This window comes from Janthinobacterium sp. PSPC1-1 (genome assembly GCF_049897625.1).
In the GTDB taxonomy this organism is placed as follows: domain Bacteria; phylum Pseudomonadota; class Gammaproteobacteria; order Burkholderiales; family Burkholderiaceae_D; genus Janthinobacterium; species Janthinobacterium tructae.
Genome location: NZ_JAFCWP010000001.1, coordinates 244,232 through 260,616, shown reverse-complemented (window position 1 = coordinate 260,616; position 16,385 = coordinate 244,232). Strand labels below are relative to the sequence as shown.

Annotated in this window: 14 protein-coding genes; 4 read left to right on the top strand and 10 right to left on the bottom strand. The window is 61.8% G+C overall.

The window, feature by feature from the left end:
- The first annotated feature begins 81 nt into the window (after nucleotides 1–81).
- Nucleotides 82–369 (top strand): hypothetical protein, encoded by a 288-nt coding sequence (locus tag ACP7EG_RS01225; protein WP_426086092.1) that lies wholly within the window; start codon nucleotides 82–84, stop codon nucleotides 367–369.
- Nucleotides 370–573: 204 nt separating this feature from the next.
- Here the strand turns inward: ACP7EG_RS01225 and ftsB are convergent, their stop codons facing one another.
- The 3 genes from ftsB to ACP7EG_RS01210 all read right to left on the bottom strand — a co-directional run bounded on the left by ftsB (nucleotide 574) and on the right by ACP7EG_RS01210 (nucleotide 4,036).
- The gene (gene ftsB, locus ACP7EG_RS01220; protein ID WP_071075941.1) at nucleotides 574–897 is read right to left on the bottom strand and encodes a cell division protein FtsB; all 324 of its coding nucleotides are present in this window, start codon (nucleotides 895–897) and stop codon (nucleotides 574–576) included.
- 61 nt (nucleotides 898–958) lie between these two features.
- Nucleotides 959–2,242, bottom strand: coding sequence for a phosphopyruvate hydratase (eno, locus tag ACP7EG_RS01215; protein WP_102123247.1), 1,284 nt, complete (start codon nucleotides 2,240–2,242; stop codon nucleotides 959–961).
- Between the two features lie 141 nt (nucleotides 2,243–2,383).
- Nucleotides 2,384–4,036 carry a CTP synthase gene (locus ACP7EG_RS01210; protein WP_071075940.1) on the bottom strand — a complete coding sequence of 551 codons (1,653 nt, stop codon included), beginning with the start codon at nucleotides 4,034–4,036 and terminating at the stop codon, nucleotides 2,384–2,386.
- Nucleotides 4,037–4,282: 246 nt separating this feature from the next.
- Here ACP7EG_RS01210 and ACP7EG_RS01205 point away from each other — a divergent pair, with 246 nt between their 5' ends.
- A complete protein-coding gene (locus ACP7EG_RS01205) occupies nucleotides 4,283–4,684 on the top strand; it encodes a PRC-barrel domain-containing protein (RefSeq protein ID WP_298408903.1) in 402 nt (133 codons plus the stop codon).
- 97 nt (nucleotides 4,685–4,781) lie between these two features.
- On the opposite strand, the gene ACP7EG_RS01200 is transcribed toward ACP7EG_RS01205, so the two are convergent.
- The 5 genes from ACP7EG_RS01200 to ACP7EG_RS01180 all read right to left on the bottom strand — a co-directional run bounded on the left by ACP7EG_RS01200 (nucleotide 4,782) and on the right by ACP7EG_RS01180 (nucleotide 10,065).
- On the bottom strand, nucleotides 4,782–7,037 hold the full coding sequence (locus tag ACP7EG_RS01200) for a TonB-dependent receptor domain-containing protein (RefSeq protein ID WP_426086091.1): 2,256 nt from the start codon (nucleotides 7,035–7,037) through the stop codon (nucleotides 4,782–4,784).
- 44 nt (nucleotides 7,038–7,081) lie between these two features.
- Nucleotides 7,082–7,861: a TonB family protein gene (locus ACP7EG_RS01195; protein WP_426086090.1), complete on the bottom strand. Its 780-nt coding sequence runs from the start codon at nucleotides 7,859–7,861 to the stop codon at nucleotides 7,082–7,084.
- Nucleotides 7,858–8,283 carry a TonB system transport protein ExbD gene (gene exbD / locus ACP7EG_RS01190; RefSeq protein WP_426086089.1) on the bottom strand — a complete coding sequence of 142 codons (426 nt, stop codon included), beginning with the start codon at nucleotides 8,281–8,283 and terminating at the stop codon, nucleotides 7,858–7,860. The genes ACP7EG_RS01195 and exbD overlap by 4 nt, the downstream gene beginning before the upstream one ends.
- Before the next feature lie 3 nt (nucleotides 8,284–8,286).
- Nucleotides 8,287–9,042 (bottom strand): tonB-system energizer ExbB, encoded by a 756-nt coding sequence (exbB, locus tag ACP7EG_RS01185; RefSeq protein ID WP_426086088.1) that lies wholly within the window; start codon nucleotides 9,040–9,042, stop codon nucleotides 8,287–8,289.
- Between the two features lie 105 nt (nucleotides 9,043–9,147).
- Nucleotides 9,148–10,065: a ChaN family lipoprotein gene (locus ACP7EG_RS01180; protein ID WP_426086087.1), complete on the bottom strand. Its 918-nt coding sequence runs from the start codon at nucleotides 10,063–10,065 to the stop codon at nucleotides 9,148–9,150.
- A gap of 189 nt (nucleotides 10,066–10,254) precedes the next feature.
- On the opposite strand from ACP7EG_RS01180, the gene ACP7EG_RS01175 reads away from it, so the two are divergent.
- Complete coding sequence (locus tag ACP7EG_RS01175; RefSeq protein ID WP_426086086.1) at nucleotides 10,255–11,664, top strand: FAD-binding oxidoreductase; 1,410 nt, start codon at nucleotides 10,255–10,257, stop codon at nucleotides 11,662–11,664.
- Nucleotides 11,665–11,749: 85 nt separating this feature from the next.
- Here the strand turns inward: ACP7EG_RS01175 and ACP7EG_RS01170 are convergent, their stop codons facing one another.
- Entirely contained in the window at nucleotides 11,750–12,223 is a 474-nt protein-coding gene (locus ACP7EG_RS01170) for a GNAT family N-acetyltransferase (RefSeq protein WP_426086085.1), read from the bottom strand.
- Nucleotides 12,224–12,263: 40 nt separating this feature from the next.
- Entirely contained in the window at nucleotides 12,264–15,404 is a 3,141-nt protein-coding gene (locus ACP7EG_RS01165; protein WP_426086084.1) for an error-prone DNA polymerase, read from the bottom strand.
- A 97-nt stretch (nucleotides 15,405–15,501) separates the two neighbouring features.
- Between ACP7EG_RS01165 and ACP7EG_RS01160 the strand changes: the two genes are divergently transcribed.
- A complete protein-coding gene (locus ACP7EG_RS01160) occupies nucleotides 15,502–16,287 on the top strand; it encodes a PhzF family phenazine biosynthesis protein (protein ID WP_426086083.1) in 786 nt (261 codons plus the stop codon).
- Nucleotides 16,288–16,385 lie beyond the last annotated feature (98 nt).

Sequence of the window (16,385 nt, the reverse complement as noted above, 5' to 3'; positions counted from 1 at the left end):
TGAAATTGGAATTTGAAATTGGACGCATATCGCAAACTCCATTATTGTGCAATGCAACAACAGACCATTCATGGAGGGCATATGTCCACTTTTACCAACACCTACAGCAACGACAACGACAACTACTTCAGCAACCTGGGCCGCGCCACGCGCGCCTTCCTGGGCGCCCTGCTCGCTTCCAAGCCGTACAGCGAACTGGCGCAGAAGGAAGTCATCGCCACGAACACCAGCACCACCAGCGCAGAAGAACAGCGCTATGTGCGCCCAAGCAAGCGCGACATCGCCCTGCTGAACTCGGAAGCGGCCCGTTACGAGCACCTGATGCCGAATCTGGCCTCGGAACTGCGTTTCCTGGCGTCGCGCGGTTAACTCAATACACGAAAGGATTTTTATATGATGATTCTCGAAACCGCACTAATCGCCGTAGCCGTCGTCGTTACCGGCATCCATTTTTATCTGATCTCGACCGGCAAAGCCCGTTTCTGATCAGCAAGCAGCAAGGTAGTAGCAGTCATAAAGTGATATGTCAGCCTGGCAATCGGTCCAGGCTGGCAAGCGGGAAGTCGTACTATCTTAATGTGGCGCAGCAGCGTCCACCGGCGTTTCCAGCAGTGGCGGGGTTTGTCCCTTGCGCACGATCTGCACGAAAATCTCATTCTGTTTGACCATGCCCAGCTCATAGCGGGCACGCTCCTCGACGGCGCCCGTACCATCTTTCAGGTCGCGCACTTCGGATTCGAGCTTGGCGTTTCTCGCCTTCAATTCCACATTCTTCTTGTTGGCCAGCGCCACTTGGGCTTCCATGTCGGCAACACGCAGCCAGCCGCCTTTACCCAGCCAGAGGGGAAATTGGATCAGCAGCAGCAGGGCTGCCAGGGCGAGCGTAATCAGGCGCATGGGGCATTCAGTTAAAAAACCGGCCGGATATCTCCGGCCGGCCAGTGGGTTTTACATCAGCTTACTTCAGATTATAGAACGCATCGCGGCCAGGGTAGCTGGCGATGTCGCCCAGGTCTTCCTCGATACGCAGCAGCTGGTTGTACTTGGCCATGCGGTCCGAACGCGACATCGAGCCGGTCTTGATCTGCAGGGCGTTGGTGGCAACGGCGATATCGGCGATGGTCGAGTCTTCCGTTTCGCCCGAGCGGTGCGAAATGACGGCCGTGTAGCCGGCGCGCTTGGCCATTTCGATGGCGGCGAAGGTTTCCGTCAGGGTGCCGATCTGGTTGATCTTGATCAGGATCGAATTGGCGATGCCCTTCTGGATGCCTTCTTTCAGGATCTTGGTGTTGGTGACATACAGATCGTCGCCGACCAGTTGCACTTTCTTGCCCAGTTCAGCCGTCAGGATCGCCCAGCCGTCCCAGTCGCCTTCATGCATCGCGTCTTCGATCGAGATGATCGGGTACTTGTCGCACCAGGTCGCCAGCAGGTTGGTGAACTCGGTGGCCGTCAGGCTCAGGCCTTCGCCTTCCATTTCGTACTTGCCGTTCTTGTAGAACTCGGACGCGGCGCAATCGAGGCCGATGGCGATCTGCGTGCCTGGCTCGTAACCCGCTTCTTCGATGGCCTGGATGATCAGCTTGATGGCTTCTTCATGGTTGGCCAGCGATGGCGCGAAACCGCCTTCGTCGCCCACGTTGGTGTTCAGGCCCTTCTTGTGCAGGATCTTTTTCAGCGTGTGGAACACTTCCGCGCCGTAGCGGACGGCTTCCTTGAACGACGGGGCGCCCACGGGAATGATCATGAATTCCTGGATGTCCAGGTTGTTGTCGGCGTGTGCGCCGCCGTTGATGACGTTCATCATCGGCACTGGCATCTGCATGGCGCCCGAACCGCCGAAATAGCGGTACAGCGGCAAGCCCGCTTCTTCGGCGGCAGCCTTGGCGACGGCCATGGAGACGGCCAGGATGGCGTTGGCGCCCAGGCGCGATTTGTTTTCCGTGCCGTCCAGGTCGATCAGGGTACGGTCCAGGAAAGCCTGTTCATTGGCGTCCAGGCCCATGATGGCTTCGGAGATTTCGGTGTTGATGTTTTCGCATGCTTGCAGCACGCCCTTGCCGAAGTAGCGCTTGGCGTCGCCATCGCGCAATTCCACGGCTTCGCGCGAACCGGTCGAGGCACCCGACGGTACGGCCGCACGGCCCATCACGCCCGATTCCAGCAACACATCGCATTCGACGGTCGGATTGCCGCGCGAGTCCAGGATTTCGCGACCGATAATATCAACAATAGCACTCATGTCATTCTCCAAAGTTAAGCGTAACAGGGGCTGCACACTGCGTTCTGATGCGCAATTGCACAAAGGGGGCAAAGAAACTCCCGGCGGGAACCATCTGGCCGGGAGCTGTCTTACGGGTAATACTGTCGCAATCGACCCGCGTTATTCCGCAGCGGCGTTGGCTTCTTTGTGCGCCAGCGCTGCCTTGATGAACGAGGTAAACAACGGATGGCCAGTGCGTGGCGTCGACTTGAACTCGGGATGATATTGCACGCCCATATACCATGGGTGGGAATTTTCACCCGTGCGTGGCAATTCCATGATTTCGCACAAATCTTCGCTCGGCGTGCGGGCCGAGACGATCATGCCAGCCGCTTCGACACGGGCCAGGTAATGATTGTTGGCTTCGTAGCGATGGCGGTGACGCTCGGTCACCACGCTGCCGTAGATCTCGGCAGCCAGGGTGCCCGGATTGACGGCGCAGGTCTGCGCGCCCAGGCGCATGGTACCGCCCAGGTCCGAGTTTTCATCGCGCAACTCGACTTTACCATCGTGGTTTTGCCACTCATTGATCAGTGCAACGACAGGTTGATCCGTATCAAGGTCGAACTCGGTCGAATTCGCGTTCGGCATGCCTGCCTTGTTGCGCGCGTATTCGATCAGGGCCACTTGCATGCCCAGGCAGATGCCCAGGTAAGGGATCTTGTGTTCACGGGCGAACTGGGCCGCCTTGATCTTGCCTTCCACGCCGCGCTTGCCGAAGCCGCCCGGTACCAGGATGGCATCGTACTTGGCCAGGTTCTCGCAACCCGTCGTTTCGATTTCTTCCGAATCGATGTACTCGATGTTGACGCGGCTTTCCGTGTGGATGCCGGCGTGGCGCAACGCTTCGATCAGCGACTTGTACGACTCGGTCAGCTCGACATACTTGCCGACCATGCCGACGGTCACTTCTGCCTTCGGGTGCTCCATCGTGTAGATCAGCTTGCTCCAGATCGACAGGTCGGCCGGTGCCGGATCGAGGTCCAGCGCTTCGCAGATGATCTTGTCGAGGCCCTGGTCGTGCAGCATTTGCGGCACTTTGTAGATGGTGTCGACGTCCCATACGGAAATGACGGCATGCTCTTCGATATTCGAGAACAGCGAGATTTTCGCGCGCTCGTCTTCCGGGATGGCACGGTCGGCGCGGCACAGCAGCGCGTTCGGCATGATGCCGATTTCGCGCAGCTTTTGCACCGAGTGCTGCGTCGGTTTGGTCTTCAGTTCACCGGCCGAGGCGATGTAAGGCACCAGGGTCAGGTGGACGAAAGCCGTGTTCTTGCGGCCGGCGCGCAGGCTCAACTGGCGTGCCGCTTCCAGGAAGGGCAACGATTCGATATCGCCGACAGTGCCGCCGATTTCGCACAGGGCCACGTCGTAGCCTTCGGCGCCACGGCGGATGTAATCCTGGATTTCATTGGTGATATGCGGAATCACCTGCACGGTCTTGCCCAGATACTCGCCCCGGCGTTCCTTGCGGATCACCGATTCATAGATCTGGCCAGTGGTGAAGTTATTCACCTTTTTCATGCGGGTGGAAATGAAGCGCTCGTAGTGACCGAGGTCGAGGTCGGTTTCGGCCCCGTCGTCGGTGACGAATACTTCACCGTGCTGCATAGGGCTCATCGTGCCAGGATCGACGTTGATATACGGGTCGAGCTTGAGCATGGTGACTTTAAGGCCGCGCGATTCGAGGATCGCGGCGAGGGAGGCGGCGGCAATCCCTTTTCCAAGGGAAGACACAACGCCACCAGTGACGAAGACAAATTTGGTCATTGCAGATGGTGCCGAACGGCACGTGCGGGAAATTGAAATTATACACTAAAGCCCGCCTGCGGCGCTCTCCACGCGCGGAAATTTGCGCCAAATGTCGACGATCGCCCCCGCTCCTGCGGTCTACACACAACAAAATTACTCAATAGCAATAATTAAAATATTTTCAATTCCTTAATTTGTGTGGGCGAGCGAACAGACCCTGCCGCGCCCTGTCGGCAGACTGGGATTTTTCAACGGAGGTACATCATGAGCTACGAAGAACGCGACGCCTACGGCATGTATGTCAACCGCGGCCACAAAGGTCCCGGTCCTGAACTGATGGGTGCCGACACCCTGATCGGCGACCATGTGCACAACGCCAAGGATGAACACCTGGGCGAAATCAAGGAAATCATGATCGACATGCGCAGCGGCAAGATCGCCTACGCCGTCATGTCGCATGGCGGTGTCTTCACCATCGGCGAAAAGCTGTTCGCCGTACCCTGGGAAGCGCTGCTGCTCGACACTGTCAACAAGCGCTTCACGCTCAACGTCGACAAGGAACGCATCGAAAACGCGCCCGGCTTCGACACGGATAACTGGCCGAACATGGCCGATACCACGTGGGCCCAGTCCATCCACAGCTACTACGGCACCACGCCACGTTGATAACACCTGACAAAACTTACTGCGCGGTGCGCTTTGCGGCCACAAATCACATCCGCTCGCTACAGTTTTGTCAGGCGTCGCAGCTTTAGTAAAAAAACTAGAACCGGTACTCCAGCCCCGCCACATACGTCCTGCCCCGCGCCGTGCTCAGCGGCGTGTTGTCCTGCGACTGCGACGGCATCGAGTTCAGCCGGTTCAGCGCTTCCGAGAAGTCCTTGTTCATGGCGTTCTGCACCGACAGGCGCAAGAACAGGTTTTTCGACACCTGATAACTCGCATACAAGTCGATCACGGCCGGGATCTTCGGATTCTCGGCCTTGAGCACTTCGCCCGTCGCTTCGTCGGCTTCATTGTCCGGCGACAGGCGGCGGTTCGAGCCCGTGTGCTTGAGGATGGCGCCCACTTCCAGCTTGTTGTCCAGCAGGCGCGTGCCCACGTCGAGGTTGTAGTACACGCTGGGCAGCTCGCTGATGTCGGCCGCGCCGAACCAGGCGCTGGCGATCGAGGTGGGCTGGCGCGTCGTTTCGCGCGTGTACGACAGGCGCGCATAGGCCGGCCCCAGCTGATATTGCGCTTCCAGCTCCCATCCGCGCGAGTACACGGGCGTGGCCGAGTTGATGTAGATATACATGTTGGTCATGTAGTCATCCACATTGCGCCAGTCATTGGCGAGCACTTCCGCGATATTGCACTTGCGGCCGCTGTCGCACACGAGGAAGGACTGGCTGGTGATATAGCCGTCGATCTTGCTCTTGAAATACAGGGCCTTGAAATTCAGCACGTCATTCTTGCTCAGCAAACCATGCAGGCTGGAATTGAAGCCCAACTGGTAAGTCGTCGCCTTCTCCCCTTTCAGGAAGGGATTCATCGAGGCCCCGCCGTCATTCGAGAAAAACACTTCCTGCGGATTCGGGCCGCGCATGGTGCGCTCGGCGCTGGCAAACGGCTGGAACCACGGCGCGACCTGGGCCGACAGCATCAGCGAAGGATTCACGCCGTGTTCTTTCAGCGCGATGTGCGACGCGCCTTGCGGGAAGCACTGCACGCGCAGATCGCAGGCTGGCTTGTAACCCGTCAGCTCGAAGCTCGTATAGTTGAGGCCTGCATTGACTTGAACAATGCCACGGTTGTATTGCAGGCCGGCATACAGGCTATCGATCTTTTGCCGTCCTTCCGGCCCGAAAGTATTGTTTTCAATCGATTGCTGGTTCGCCTCGGGGTTGTCGGGATCGTCAACCAGGCTTTCCACGTGCTTGCTGTACTTGTTGCGCATCAGCTTGCCACCCACTGTCACCAGGGCGTCGCCACCGGCCAGCTTGAAGCTGCTGGTGTTGTTGATATCGAAGGCATCGGCGCGGTTGGCCACATTCGTGTTGATGAAATTGGTCAGCGCTTCGGGCATGTATTTCTGGTTGCCACGGCTGCTGCTGGCCACCACATTGAGGTCGATCAATTCCGAAAACGGCGTGTAGTGATATTTGACGTAGTAGTCATCACTCTGGATATCGCGACGCGTAAAGGTGCTGCGGTAATCGCGCGCCGACAGTTCCAGCGCGTGGAAGTCGCTCAATTTGAGGTCCAGCTTGAGCAGTTGCGACTTGGGCTTTTGCTTGTAATAGCGGTTGTAGCCGAACCCGAATTCCTCGCTGTTGACGCCCTTGGCATTCTTGTAGTTATTGCCGATCACACTCGCGCTGGTGGCAGCCATGAAGCCCACGCTGCCGCCATCGAAGGCCGGGTTTTTCATGGCTACGGCCAGCATGGCGCTGCGTCCCACACCATTATTTCCGGTCGACATCTTCGTGCGCGCCCCGGCTTTTTCACCGGCGAAGACGACATCATCGACACCGATGGTGCGGAAATTGGCGCTGCCGGCCAGCGCATTGACGCCATCGCCACCGACGACATTGCCACGCGACACGTCCACGCCGATGATGAAATTCGGGTCGATCAGGGCGCCGAATTGGCTGCTGGGCACGCCGCCGTGCGACACGGACGAGGGCGCGCTGCCATAATAATTCTGGCTCACGCCATCGACCATCATGTTGACGCGCCCCAGACCCGACAAGCCGCGAATATTGACGCTGACGGCGCCCTGTACCGGATCGATCTGGGTAAACGTGCCAGGCATGCTGCGTACGATCTGGTCGACCGGTTGCAAGCGCGTGTCAGGCCCGCGCGCACTGACGGCGCCCGGCTTTTCCAGCGCCTGCTGCTCCGCAGGGACCGCCTCGCCCGATACATTCAGCGGCGAAAGCTCGACCTTGCCGCCGGTATTTTCTTGCGCCCACGCCTGTTGCGCGAGCACGGCCATGCATACGCCCACGGCATGCGCCATTATCTTGATATTCATACACCCTCGATTTGTTATGTGATTGGAAAAACTGCTAAAGCGATTCAGGTGGCGCCGTGGCTGCCATCCGTTTCCAGCTTGAACGACACGGGCAAGGTGACCGTCACCGTGCCCTGGCGCAGCAAGGTGACTGGCGGCGCCGGCAACGGTTGCGCGCGCTCAAGCACTTGCAGCGCTTCGCGGTCGAGCAGCACCGTGCCCGATGACGTGATCAATTCGCTGGCCAGCAGCTTGCCGTCGCGGTCCACCTGGAAGCGCACCCAGGCGGCGCCGGCCCGCTTGCGCTGGCGCGCATCACCGGGATAGCGCTTGAAGTGGGCCAGGTGGCTGAGCACACGGCTTTGCCAGCTGGCCGGCGCCGCGCTGGCAGGCGGCGTATCGCTGTCGAACGGCGCCGCCTGCGGACCGCGTACGGGGCTTGGCGCCGGTGTGGCGCTGCTGCTGGCCTGCGCGGGCAAGGACGCTTCCTTGGCGGCATCCTTGCCGGGATCTGGCGACGGACCGGTTTCTGCCTTCGCCTCTTTTTCTGCGGCGATGATCTGCGGCGCGACGGCACGCGCCAGCACGGGCAGCGCTTCCTGCCTGATGGCACTCTTTGGCGGCCGGGCGGCACTGGCGGCGACCGACTGGCGCGCCCCGGCTGCTGCCGCCTGTTGTGTCTCCGGCGACATCGCTTGCGCGACAAACACCAGCATCACGCTGGCGGCCGGATTGGCGGGCGCGACGCTGACGGGCTGCCAGGCCGCCCACAACAGCAGCGCCAGCGCCGTCGCCACCACCAACGACGTGGCGATGCCCCAGTTCAATACCGGACGCGGACTCACCCGCCCTCCCGGCCCACCAGGCCCACTTTCAGATAGCCGGCCTGGCGCAGGGCATCCATCACGCCCAGCACGTCTTCATACGCGGCTTGCTTGTCGGCCTGGAAAAACAGCGTGCGCTGGCGGTCGCCGCCCGTTTCGGCATCGAGCAGGCGGCCCAGTTGCTCGCGCGCCACGGGCGATTCCTCCAGATACAGGCTGTGATCGGCTTTCAGGGAAACGAACAGGGGCTTGTCGGGACGCGGCTCGGGCTTGGCCGTGGCGGCCGGCAAGTCGATTTTCAGGTCGACGGTGGCCAGCGGCGAGACCACCATGAAGATGATCAGCAGCACCAGCATCACGTCGATGAAGGGTGTGACATTGATCTCGCAGAGCTCCGGCATGTCGGCCGTGTCGTCGTCCGGTGACGGAAACAGGGACGCCATGGCTCAGGCCTGCTTGCGCGTGTCGAGGTCGCGGCTCAGCATCAGCAGCACTTGCGCGGAAGCGGCGCGCAGCTGCGCCTTGTACTGGTTGATGCCACGGCTGAGCACGTTATAGATGACGACGGCGGGAATCGCCGCCACCAGGCCCAGGGCCGTCGCCAGCAAGGCTTCCGCGATGCCCGGCGCCACTGTCGCCAGGTTCGTGCTCTGGCTGACGGCGATGCCGATAAAACTGTTCATGATGCCCCACACGGTACCGAACAGGCCGACGAAGGGCGCCACGGCGCCGATGCTGGCGAGCAGGCCGATGCCTTGCGTCATGGCGCGCACCTGGTGGGCGATCCACTGTTCCTGGCGAAAGCCGGCCCGCTCTTTCAGGGCTGCCGCCGGTGCATTCGCGTGCGACAAGCTCAGTTCCTGCTGCACCTCGGCCAGCAACTGCTGCGCCAGCGAAGTGCTGCCTGCGCCCTCCACTTTGACGGCCGCGTCGGATAGCGAGGTCGCCGTCTTCAGCATGGCGACGGCTTGCGCCGCCGCGCGCCGGGCCGTCAGCAAGCTGGCGCCCTTCACCAGCATGACCACCCAGGTGGCCAGCGCAGCGACCAGCAAGCCGATGAGCACGCTTTTCACGACCTGGTCGGCGGCGAAAAACATGCCCAGCGGCGACATGTCGTGCGGCAAGGCGGACGCTTGCGCGCCGGAATGAAAGATGAAAAGAAACACGCCGCCGGCAGCGGCTTTGATACAGGAAATACGCATGGAAGCTTCAACAGGTAAGAAAAAATCGGACGGACTACCTGGCTGCTGCTAAGAAGCTTGCTGGGGAAGAGTGCCGAGCAGAACGCCCGGCGGAGATGCAATGAATTATTTGGCGCTGGCAACGGCAGGCATTGCCGGCGTGAACCAGACAAAGTCCGCCTGCGGCGCCAGCACCGTGGCGCCGCGCTGCGCCAGCACCAGCACCAGCGGCGCCGGTCCGCCCGTCAAGTCCTGCACGTGCAGCGGCACCCCCAGGTCCTTGTGCGCATGGTAGGCGCCGGCGATCAGCATGGCCGGCGCGGGCGCGGCCAGCAGACGCTCGGCCATGCGGCGGTCGCGCTGCTGCTGCACCGACAGCATGGCGGCCAGGCGCGGTGCGTCAATCTGGTTGTCGTGCATGACGCGGATGATGTCTTTCAGTTTGTCATGCACCTTGCCATCGTTGGCCAGGTTCGAATGCTTGCCCTGCACGGCTGGCTGGTCGACGAACAGTTGCTTGATCTCGCTGCGGTCCAGGTTGGCCGACCAGACGGGATACGGCGCGCGCATCACGGTCATGACCAGGTCGCCATATTGCGCCCACTTCCAGCTCGGTTGCCAGGCCAGCAGTTCGGCCACGTGTTCGGGACGTACGACGGGGTCCGTCTGCAGCCACGGCTTGACCTTGTCCACCTTGGCTTGCTGGTCCGGATTCAGCATTTCCAGCAGCACGCTGCCTTGCGGACGCTGGCCCTGCAATTGCTGCAGCAGCCATTGCTCGATCCGGTGATGGCTGAGCTGGTCATGCTGTTCGCCGACGATCACGCGCGGCGCGGCGGCCAGCTGGGCCAGCAATTGATCGGCGCTCAGGCGCTGGCCGCTGCGCAGGTCGACGATCTCGCCCAGCTGGCGCACGTCTTGCGCAGAAGCGGGCGCGGCGGTCGTGGTGGCCGCCGTGCCAGTGGCGGGTGCGACACTGCTGCAGGCGCTCAGCGCCAGCACGCAGGCGGGCAGGACGGCGGCGAGGAACAGGGGGAATTTCATGGGCATGGCCTTTCGGGTAAAGCGCGCATTGCAAAATAACTACTGGCGGGCATTTTAATAGAAATGATTCTCATTTACAACCAGTGCAAGACAAACCCTGCGGATTTTTTTACAACTGGCAAAAAATCAATATGCTGCTTCGGTGAAATCCCCGGGCGCGGAGTAGAATAAAAAAAACGGAGGACTCGCGTGAATCAAACTGACCAGTTGGCGGTACTGAAAAAACCGCTGCCAGAATCTCTTGCTGCCGTACTTTCCCTGATCTTTGCCGACCGCTTTTCCATGACGCAAGCCATGCGCGCACACCATGGCCGCGACGAGTCGAGCTATCCCCCCATGCTGCCCGATGCCGTCATCTTCGCCCATTCCACCGAGGAAGTGGCGGCCGCCGTGAAGCTGTGCAGCGCACACGACGTGCCCGTCATCGCCTATGGCAGCGGCACCTCGCTCGAAGGCCATGTGCTGGCCCTGCATGGCGGCGTGACGATTGATCTGTCGCAAATGAACCAGATGGTAGCAGTGCATGCTGAAGACTTGACGGCCACCGTGCAGGCGGGCGTGACGCGCAAGCAACTGAACGAGGAAATCCGCGACACGGGCCTGTTCTTCCCCATCGACCCGGGCGCCAATGCGTCGCTGGGTGGCATGGCGGCCACGCGCGCCTCGGGCACGAACGCCGTGCGCTACGGCACCATGCGCGAAAACGTGCTGGCCCTGACGGTGGTGACGGCCGATGGCCGCATCATCAAGACGGGAACCAGGGCGAAAAAATCGTCGGCCGGCTACGACCTGACGCGCTTGTTTGTTGGCAGCGAAGGAACCTTGGGCATCATCACGGAAGTGACGGTGAAACTGTACCCGCTGCCGGAAGCGATCTCGGCCGCCGTGTGCTCGTTCCCCGGCACGGGCGAAGCCGTCAGCGCCGTGATCCAGACCATCCAGATGGGTATTCCTGTGGCGCGGGTCGAGTTTCTCGATGAAAACGGCGTGAAAGCCATCAACGCCTACGACAAGATGGCGCTGCCGCAAAAGCCGCTGTTGCTGTTTGAATTCCACGGCACGCCGGCCAGCGTGGCCGAGCAGGCGCAGTTGGTGCAAGCCATCACGGCGGAACACGGCGCCAGCGATTTCGAATGGGCCAGCCGCCCCGAAGACCGCTCGCGCCTGTGGGCCGCGCGCCATAACGCGTATTTCGCCCTGCTGCAAATGCGTCCTGGCAGCCGCGCCATTTCCACCGACTGCTGCGTGCCCATTTCGCGCCTGGCCGAATGCATCCTCGCCACCAAGGCCGATTGCGAAGCGCAGGGTCTGGTCTACGCCATCATCGGCCATGTGGGCGACGGCAATTTCCACGTGCTGATGCTGGTCGATCCCGATGACCCGGCCGACATCGCCCGCGCGGAAAAGGTCAACAGCGACATGGTCACGCGCGCCATCGGCATGGACGGCACCTGCACGGGAGAACATGGCGTGGGCATGCACAAGATGGTTTTCCTGGTGGAAGAACATGGTGTCGGCGCCATCGACACCATGCGCGCCGTGAAACACGCGCTGGATCCGAAGAACCTCATGAATCCAGGGAAGATTGTCAGATGGTAGGTCGGTCCCTTCGGGATCGGCATTTTCCCCACTGGGAAAAATGCCCCCTCAGGGTACGACCCCAGTCCTTGCCGTTGGGTTATTTTTACAACGCCATGCGCATCGGCACAAACGCGATGCCGCCCGTCTCCACCTTCGGTCCCGTGGCGACAAAGCCCAGGCTTTCATACAGGGGCAAGGCGTAGGCCGAGGAGTTGACGGTAAATGCCGTCACGCCGCCCCTGGCCAGCGACGCATCGCGGGCAGCCTGCCACAAACGGCGCGCCATGCCGCGCCGGTGCAGGGCACGCGGCACGAACATGTGGAACAGATGCGTATTGTCACGCATGGCCACCACGCCGGCCAGTTCGCCGTCGATATGCGCGAGCTGGTAGGCGTAATTGGGCAGCGACAGATAGTTTTCGATGGCGGGCTGGCGGCAATGTTCGATGAACTTTTCCGCCCCCGCGCCATCGGGGTGCAGGGTCAGAAAAGGCATGAGGTCGTCGATCAGCGCAACGATGGCGGGCGCGTCGGCGACCAGGGCGGGACGCAATGTCGGTTCGGGTAAAGTAGGCATGATGATAATCATGCCATCGTCTGGACGATGTTGACAAGCCTCAACAAAAATCCCGGCTGCTGGTCCGCAAGCGCCCCAGCAAATGCGACATGTCGACCAGGCGCTTGGCCACCAGATTGCGCACGATGCCCTCCCTTTGCCACACGCCATACACGCCCAGCAGCGGCGCGCTCAGCACTTCGCGCCGCTGACTTTCCACCAGGTCCGGCCAGACGATGACGTTGACCGTGCCCGTCTCGTCTTCCAGTGTCATGAAGATCACGCCCTTGGCCGTGCCCGGCCGCTGGCGCACGGTGACGATGCCGCAGGCGCGCGCCAGCTGGCCATGCGTGTAGCTGGCCAGCGTCGCGGCGGGCAGAAAACGTTCCTCCAGCAACTGTGCGCGCAGCAGCGCCAGCGGGTGGCGGCCCAGGGTCAGGCCTTGCGAACGGTAATCGCTGACGATGCCCTCGCCTTCCGTCGGCGCGGCCAGCATGGGCAAGTCTTCCTCCGGCGTGGTGGAACGCAATAAATCCCTGTCGGGCACGGCGCCGGCCGCCTGCCATAGCGCTGCGCGCCGGTGGCCAGCCAGCGCGTGCAGCGCATTGCCGGCAGCGAGCACCTGCAAATCATGACGGTCCAGGCCGCCACGCCGGGCCAGGTCGGCCACGTCAAGAAAAGCGGCGATGGCGCGCGCATCCTCGATGCGCCGGGCCGCCTCGGCGCGCATGCCGAACAGGCTGTTCAAGCCCAGGCGCACGGCGGGCGCGGCACCCATCTCTTCTTCCAATGCCGCTTCCCAGCCGCTGACGGCCACGTCGACGGGCAGCACTTGCACGCCATGCCGACGGGCATCCTGCACCAGTTGCGAAGGGCTGTAAAAACCCATGGGCTGGCTGTTGAGCAAGGCGCACAGGAAGGCGGCCGGTTCGTGGCATTTCAGCCAGGAACTGGCGTACGTCAGCAGGGCAAAACTGGCCGCGTGCGACTCGGGAAAACCGTATTCGCCAAAGCCCTCGATCTGGCTGAAGATGGCCTCGGCAAAACCTTTCTCGTAGCCATTGTCGACCATGGCATCGACGATGCGGTCATGGTAATTGTTCATGCCGCCCTTGCGTTTCCAGGCAGCCATGGCACGCCGCAACTGATCCGCTTCGCCGGGCGTGAAATCGGCGGCGATGATGGCCACCTGCATCACTTGCTCCTGGAAGATCGGGATGCCCAAGGTGCGTCCCAGCGCCTTTTCCAGGCCCTTCGGATACACCACAGCTTCCTTCTGCTGGCGCCGCTGCAGATACGGATGCACCATGCCGCCCTGGATGGGGCCGGGACGCACCAGCGCCACCTCGATGACGAGGTCATAGAATTCACGCGGACGCAGGCGCGGCAACATGCTCATCTGCGCGCGCGACTCGATCTGGAACACGCCGATGGTGTCCGCCTGGCACATCATGTCGTAGGTGGCGGGATCTTCGGCGGGAATATCCTGCAAACGAAATTCCTCGCCGCGCCGCGCACTCACCAGTTCCAGGGCGCGGCGCAAGGCCGACAGCATGCCCAGCGCCAGCACGTCGACCTTCATCAAGCCCAGCTCCTCGAGGTCGTTCTTGTCCCACTCGATGACGCTACGCTCGGCCATGCTGGCGTTTTCAATCGGCACCAGGCGCGACAATTTCCCCTGAGCGATGACAAAGCCGCCCGGATGCTGCGACAGGTGGCGGGGGAAACCCAGCAACTGCTGCGCCAAGCCGGCCCACTGCTGCGACAATGCCGCTTCCGGGTCGAGCCCGCATTCGGCCAGGCGCTCCAGCAGATCGTGCTTGCCGTCGAACCAGCGATGCGCCTTGGCCACCTTTTCCACGATGGCCAGGTCGATCCCCAGCGCCCGGCCGCTGTCGCGCAAAGCGCTCTTGGGCCGGTAGCTGATCACCACGGCCGCCAGCGCGGCCCGCTCGCGGCCATATTTGCTATAGATATATTGAATGACCTCTTCGCGCCGCTGGTGCTCGAAATCGACGTCGATGTCGGGCGGCTCGTTGCGCTCGCGCGACATGAAGCGCCCGACCAGCGAATTGCCGCGCGCCGGGTCCACTGCTGTAATTTGCAGGCAATAGCAGACGGCCGAATTGGCGGCCGAGCCCCGCCCCTGGCACAGGATGTTTTGCGACCGCGCAAAGCGCACGATGTCATACACGGTCAAAAAGTACGCTTCATACGACAGCTCGGCGATCAGTTCCAGTTCCTGCTCGATCTGCTGCTGCACGTTGGCGGGAATACCCAATGGAAAGCGGATGCGCGCGCCCGCATAGGTTTCCTCGCGCAAATAGGTCGCCGGCGTGTGACCGTGCGGCACCAGCTCGTCGGGATAGTCATAACGCAAGCTGTCGAGGGAGAACGTGCACAGCCCCGCGATGCGCACGGTTTCCGCCAGCGCTTGCGGCGGATACACATTGGCCAGGCGCAAGCGCGCACGCAGATGCTGCTCCGCATTTTGCGCCAGCGCATAGCCGCACTCGCCCACGGGTTTACCCACGCGGATGGCACACAGGGTGTCGAGCAACGGTTTACGCGAGCGCACGTGCATGCACACATGGCCGACGGCCACCACGGGCAAGCCCAGCGCCTGCGCTACCTCTTGCACGGCACTGCGGTGCGCGTCGTCCTGCGCCCGCTGCAGCAAATTCAGGCCGATCCAGCTGCGCTCGCTGCCAAAGGTGGACGCCATCCACGCACCCTGCGCGCGCACGCTTTCCGGCTGGGCCGGATAGCTGGGCAGCAAGATCATCAGGCAGCCGGGCAGCCCCCGCAAATGGGCAAACTGCGCCGATGGCGCGCTGAAATCATCGGGCGTCAGCAGATAGCGCCCCTTGGCCGCCCGCGTGCGCGCCATGGTGATCAGTTCCGACAAGTTGCCGTAACCATCGATATCGCGCACCAGCGCCAGCAGGGACAGGGCCGCGCCGCCGTCGGCCCGCGTCAAATGAAAATGCGCGCCGATGATCAGGGGAAAGCCGGCCCGCTTGGCTACCGCATGGGCGCGCACGACGCCGGCCAGCGAACACTCGTCGGTGATGGCCAGCCCCTTATAGCCGAGCTGGACTGCGCGCGCCACCAGCTCTTCCGCATGCGAGGCCCCATGCAGGAAGCTGAAGTTACTCAGGCAGTACAACTCAGCATACTCGGGTAAGACTGCGCCCCACATGATCCACCTCAATACTGTATATAAACACAGTCTATTATACTTATCTGGAATCGGGCTTATCGTTTATGCTGGTGTTTTACCTTTCGCATCGACCGCCATGATCGTCCACTTATTAAAATGTTTCGGCGCCGCACCCGGTGGCGGCAATGCGGCGCTGGTCGTGGAAAACGACCACGGCAGCGAAACGGCGCGCCAGCAATTCGCCCGCGAGCGGCAAGTGAGCGCCTGCGTCTTCATCGACCGGCAAGCGGACGGCGGCATCGTGCTTGACTATTTTTATCCGCACACGCGCAGCCCCCTGTGCCTGCACGCCACCCTGGCGGCCGCGCATGTGCTGCTCACGGAACCCTGCGACCCGGCAGGCTTGACGGTGACGACGGCCATGCGCGGGCAAGCCTTGCAGCTGGTGCGCCGCGCAGCCGATCTATTCATCGGCCTGGCGCCGCAGCCGGCGCCTGCCGTCATGCTGGAAAAATATGTGCCGTCCGAACTCATGGGCCAGCACATGCACTTGCTGTCGCCGCCCGTCATCGCCTCCGTCGGCAGCCCGAAACTGCTGCTGGAAGTGGCCGACAGCACCACCCTGCGCGCGCTGCGGCCGAACCTGGAGCTGATCGCCGACTGGAGTGCCTTGCATCAGGTCAATGGCTGCTATGCGTATTGCCGCACGGGCGAGAGCGAATACGAGGGGCGCAACTTCAACCACCTCGACCCGGCACTGGAAGACAGCGCCACGGGCGTGGCGGCGGGCGCGCTGTCAGCGCACCGACAACAGTCGCTGCGCCTGCATCAGGGCCACGTGACGCAGCAACCGTGTCTGATCGAGGTGCAATACAGCGCGCAGGCAATCTGGGTGGGCGGCATGGTGCAACGCAGCACCTGAATGGGGCATGCTGCACCAGTACAGGGCAAGCCGGGCAGCAACCAAAAGATAATCAACCAGGAAACAACAGTTACAACCAATTTGTAATAACAAAACAA

Excerpts from the sequence above, each read along its gene's own strand:
- ACP7EG_RS01225 (WP_426086092.1), top strand. The coding sequence starts at position 82 with ATGTCCACTTTTACCAACACCTACAGCAACGACAACGACAACTACTTC.
- eno (WP_102123247.1), bottom strand. The coding sequence starts at position 2,242 with ATGAGTGCTATTGTTGATATTATCGGTCGCGAAATCCTGGACTCGCGC.
- ACP7EG_RS01160 (WP_426086083.1), top strand. The coding sequence starts at position 15,502 with ATGATCGTCCACTTATTAAAATGTTTCGGCGCCGCACCCGGTGGCGGC.
- ACP7EG_RS01205 (WP_298408903.1), top strand. The coding sequence starts at position 4,283 with ATGAGCTACGAAGAACGCGACGCCTACGGCATGTATGTCAACCGCGGC.
- ACP7EG_RS01210 (WP_071075940.1), bottom strand. The coding sequence starts at position 4,036 with ATGACCAAATTTGTCTTCGTCACTGGTGGCGTTGTGTCTTCCCTTGGA.
- ACP7EG_RS01180 (WP_426086087.1), bottom strand. The coding sequence starts at position 10,065 with ATGAAATTCCCCCTGTTCCTCGCCGCCGTCCTGCCCGCCTGCGTGCTG.
- ACP7EG_RS01165 (WP_426086084.1), bottom strand. The coding sequence starts at position 15,404 with ATGTGGGGCGCAGTCTTACCCGAGTATGCTGAGTTGTACTGCCTGAGT.
- ACP7EG_RS01170 (WP_426086085.1), bottom strand. The coding sequence starts at position 12,223 with ATGCCTACTTTACCCGAACCGACATTGCGTCCCGCCCTGGTCGCCGAC.
- exbB (WP_426086088.1), bottom strand. The coding sequence starts at position 9,042 with ATGCGTATTTCCTGTATCAAAGCCGCTGCCGGCGGCGTGTTTCTTTTC.
- ACP7EG_RS01200 (WP_426086091.1), bottom strand. The coding sequence starts at position 7,037 with ATGAATATCAAGATAATGGCGCATGCCGTGGGCGTATGCATGGCCGTG.
- exbD (WP_426086089.1), bottom strand. The coding sequence starts at position 8,283 with ATGGCGTCCCTGTTTCCGTCACCGGACGACGACACGGCCGACATGCCG.
- ftsB (WP_071075941.1), bottom strand. The coding sequence starts at position 897 with ATGCGCCTGATTACGCTCGCCCTGGCAGCCCTGCTGCTGCTGATCCAA.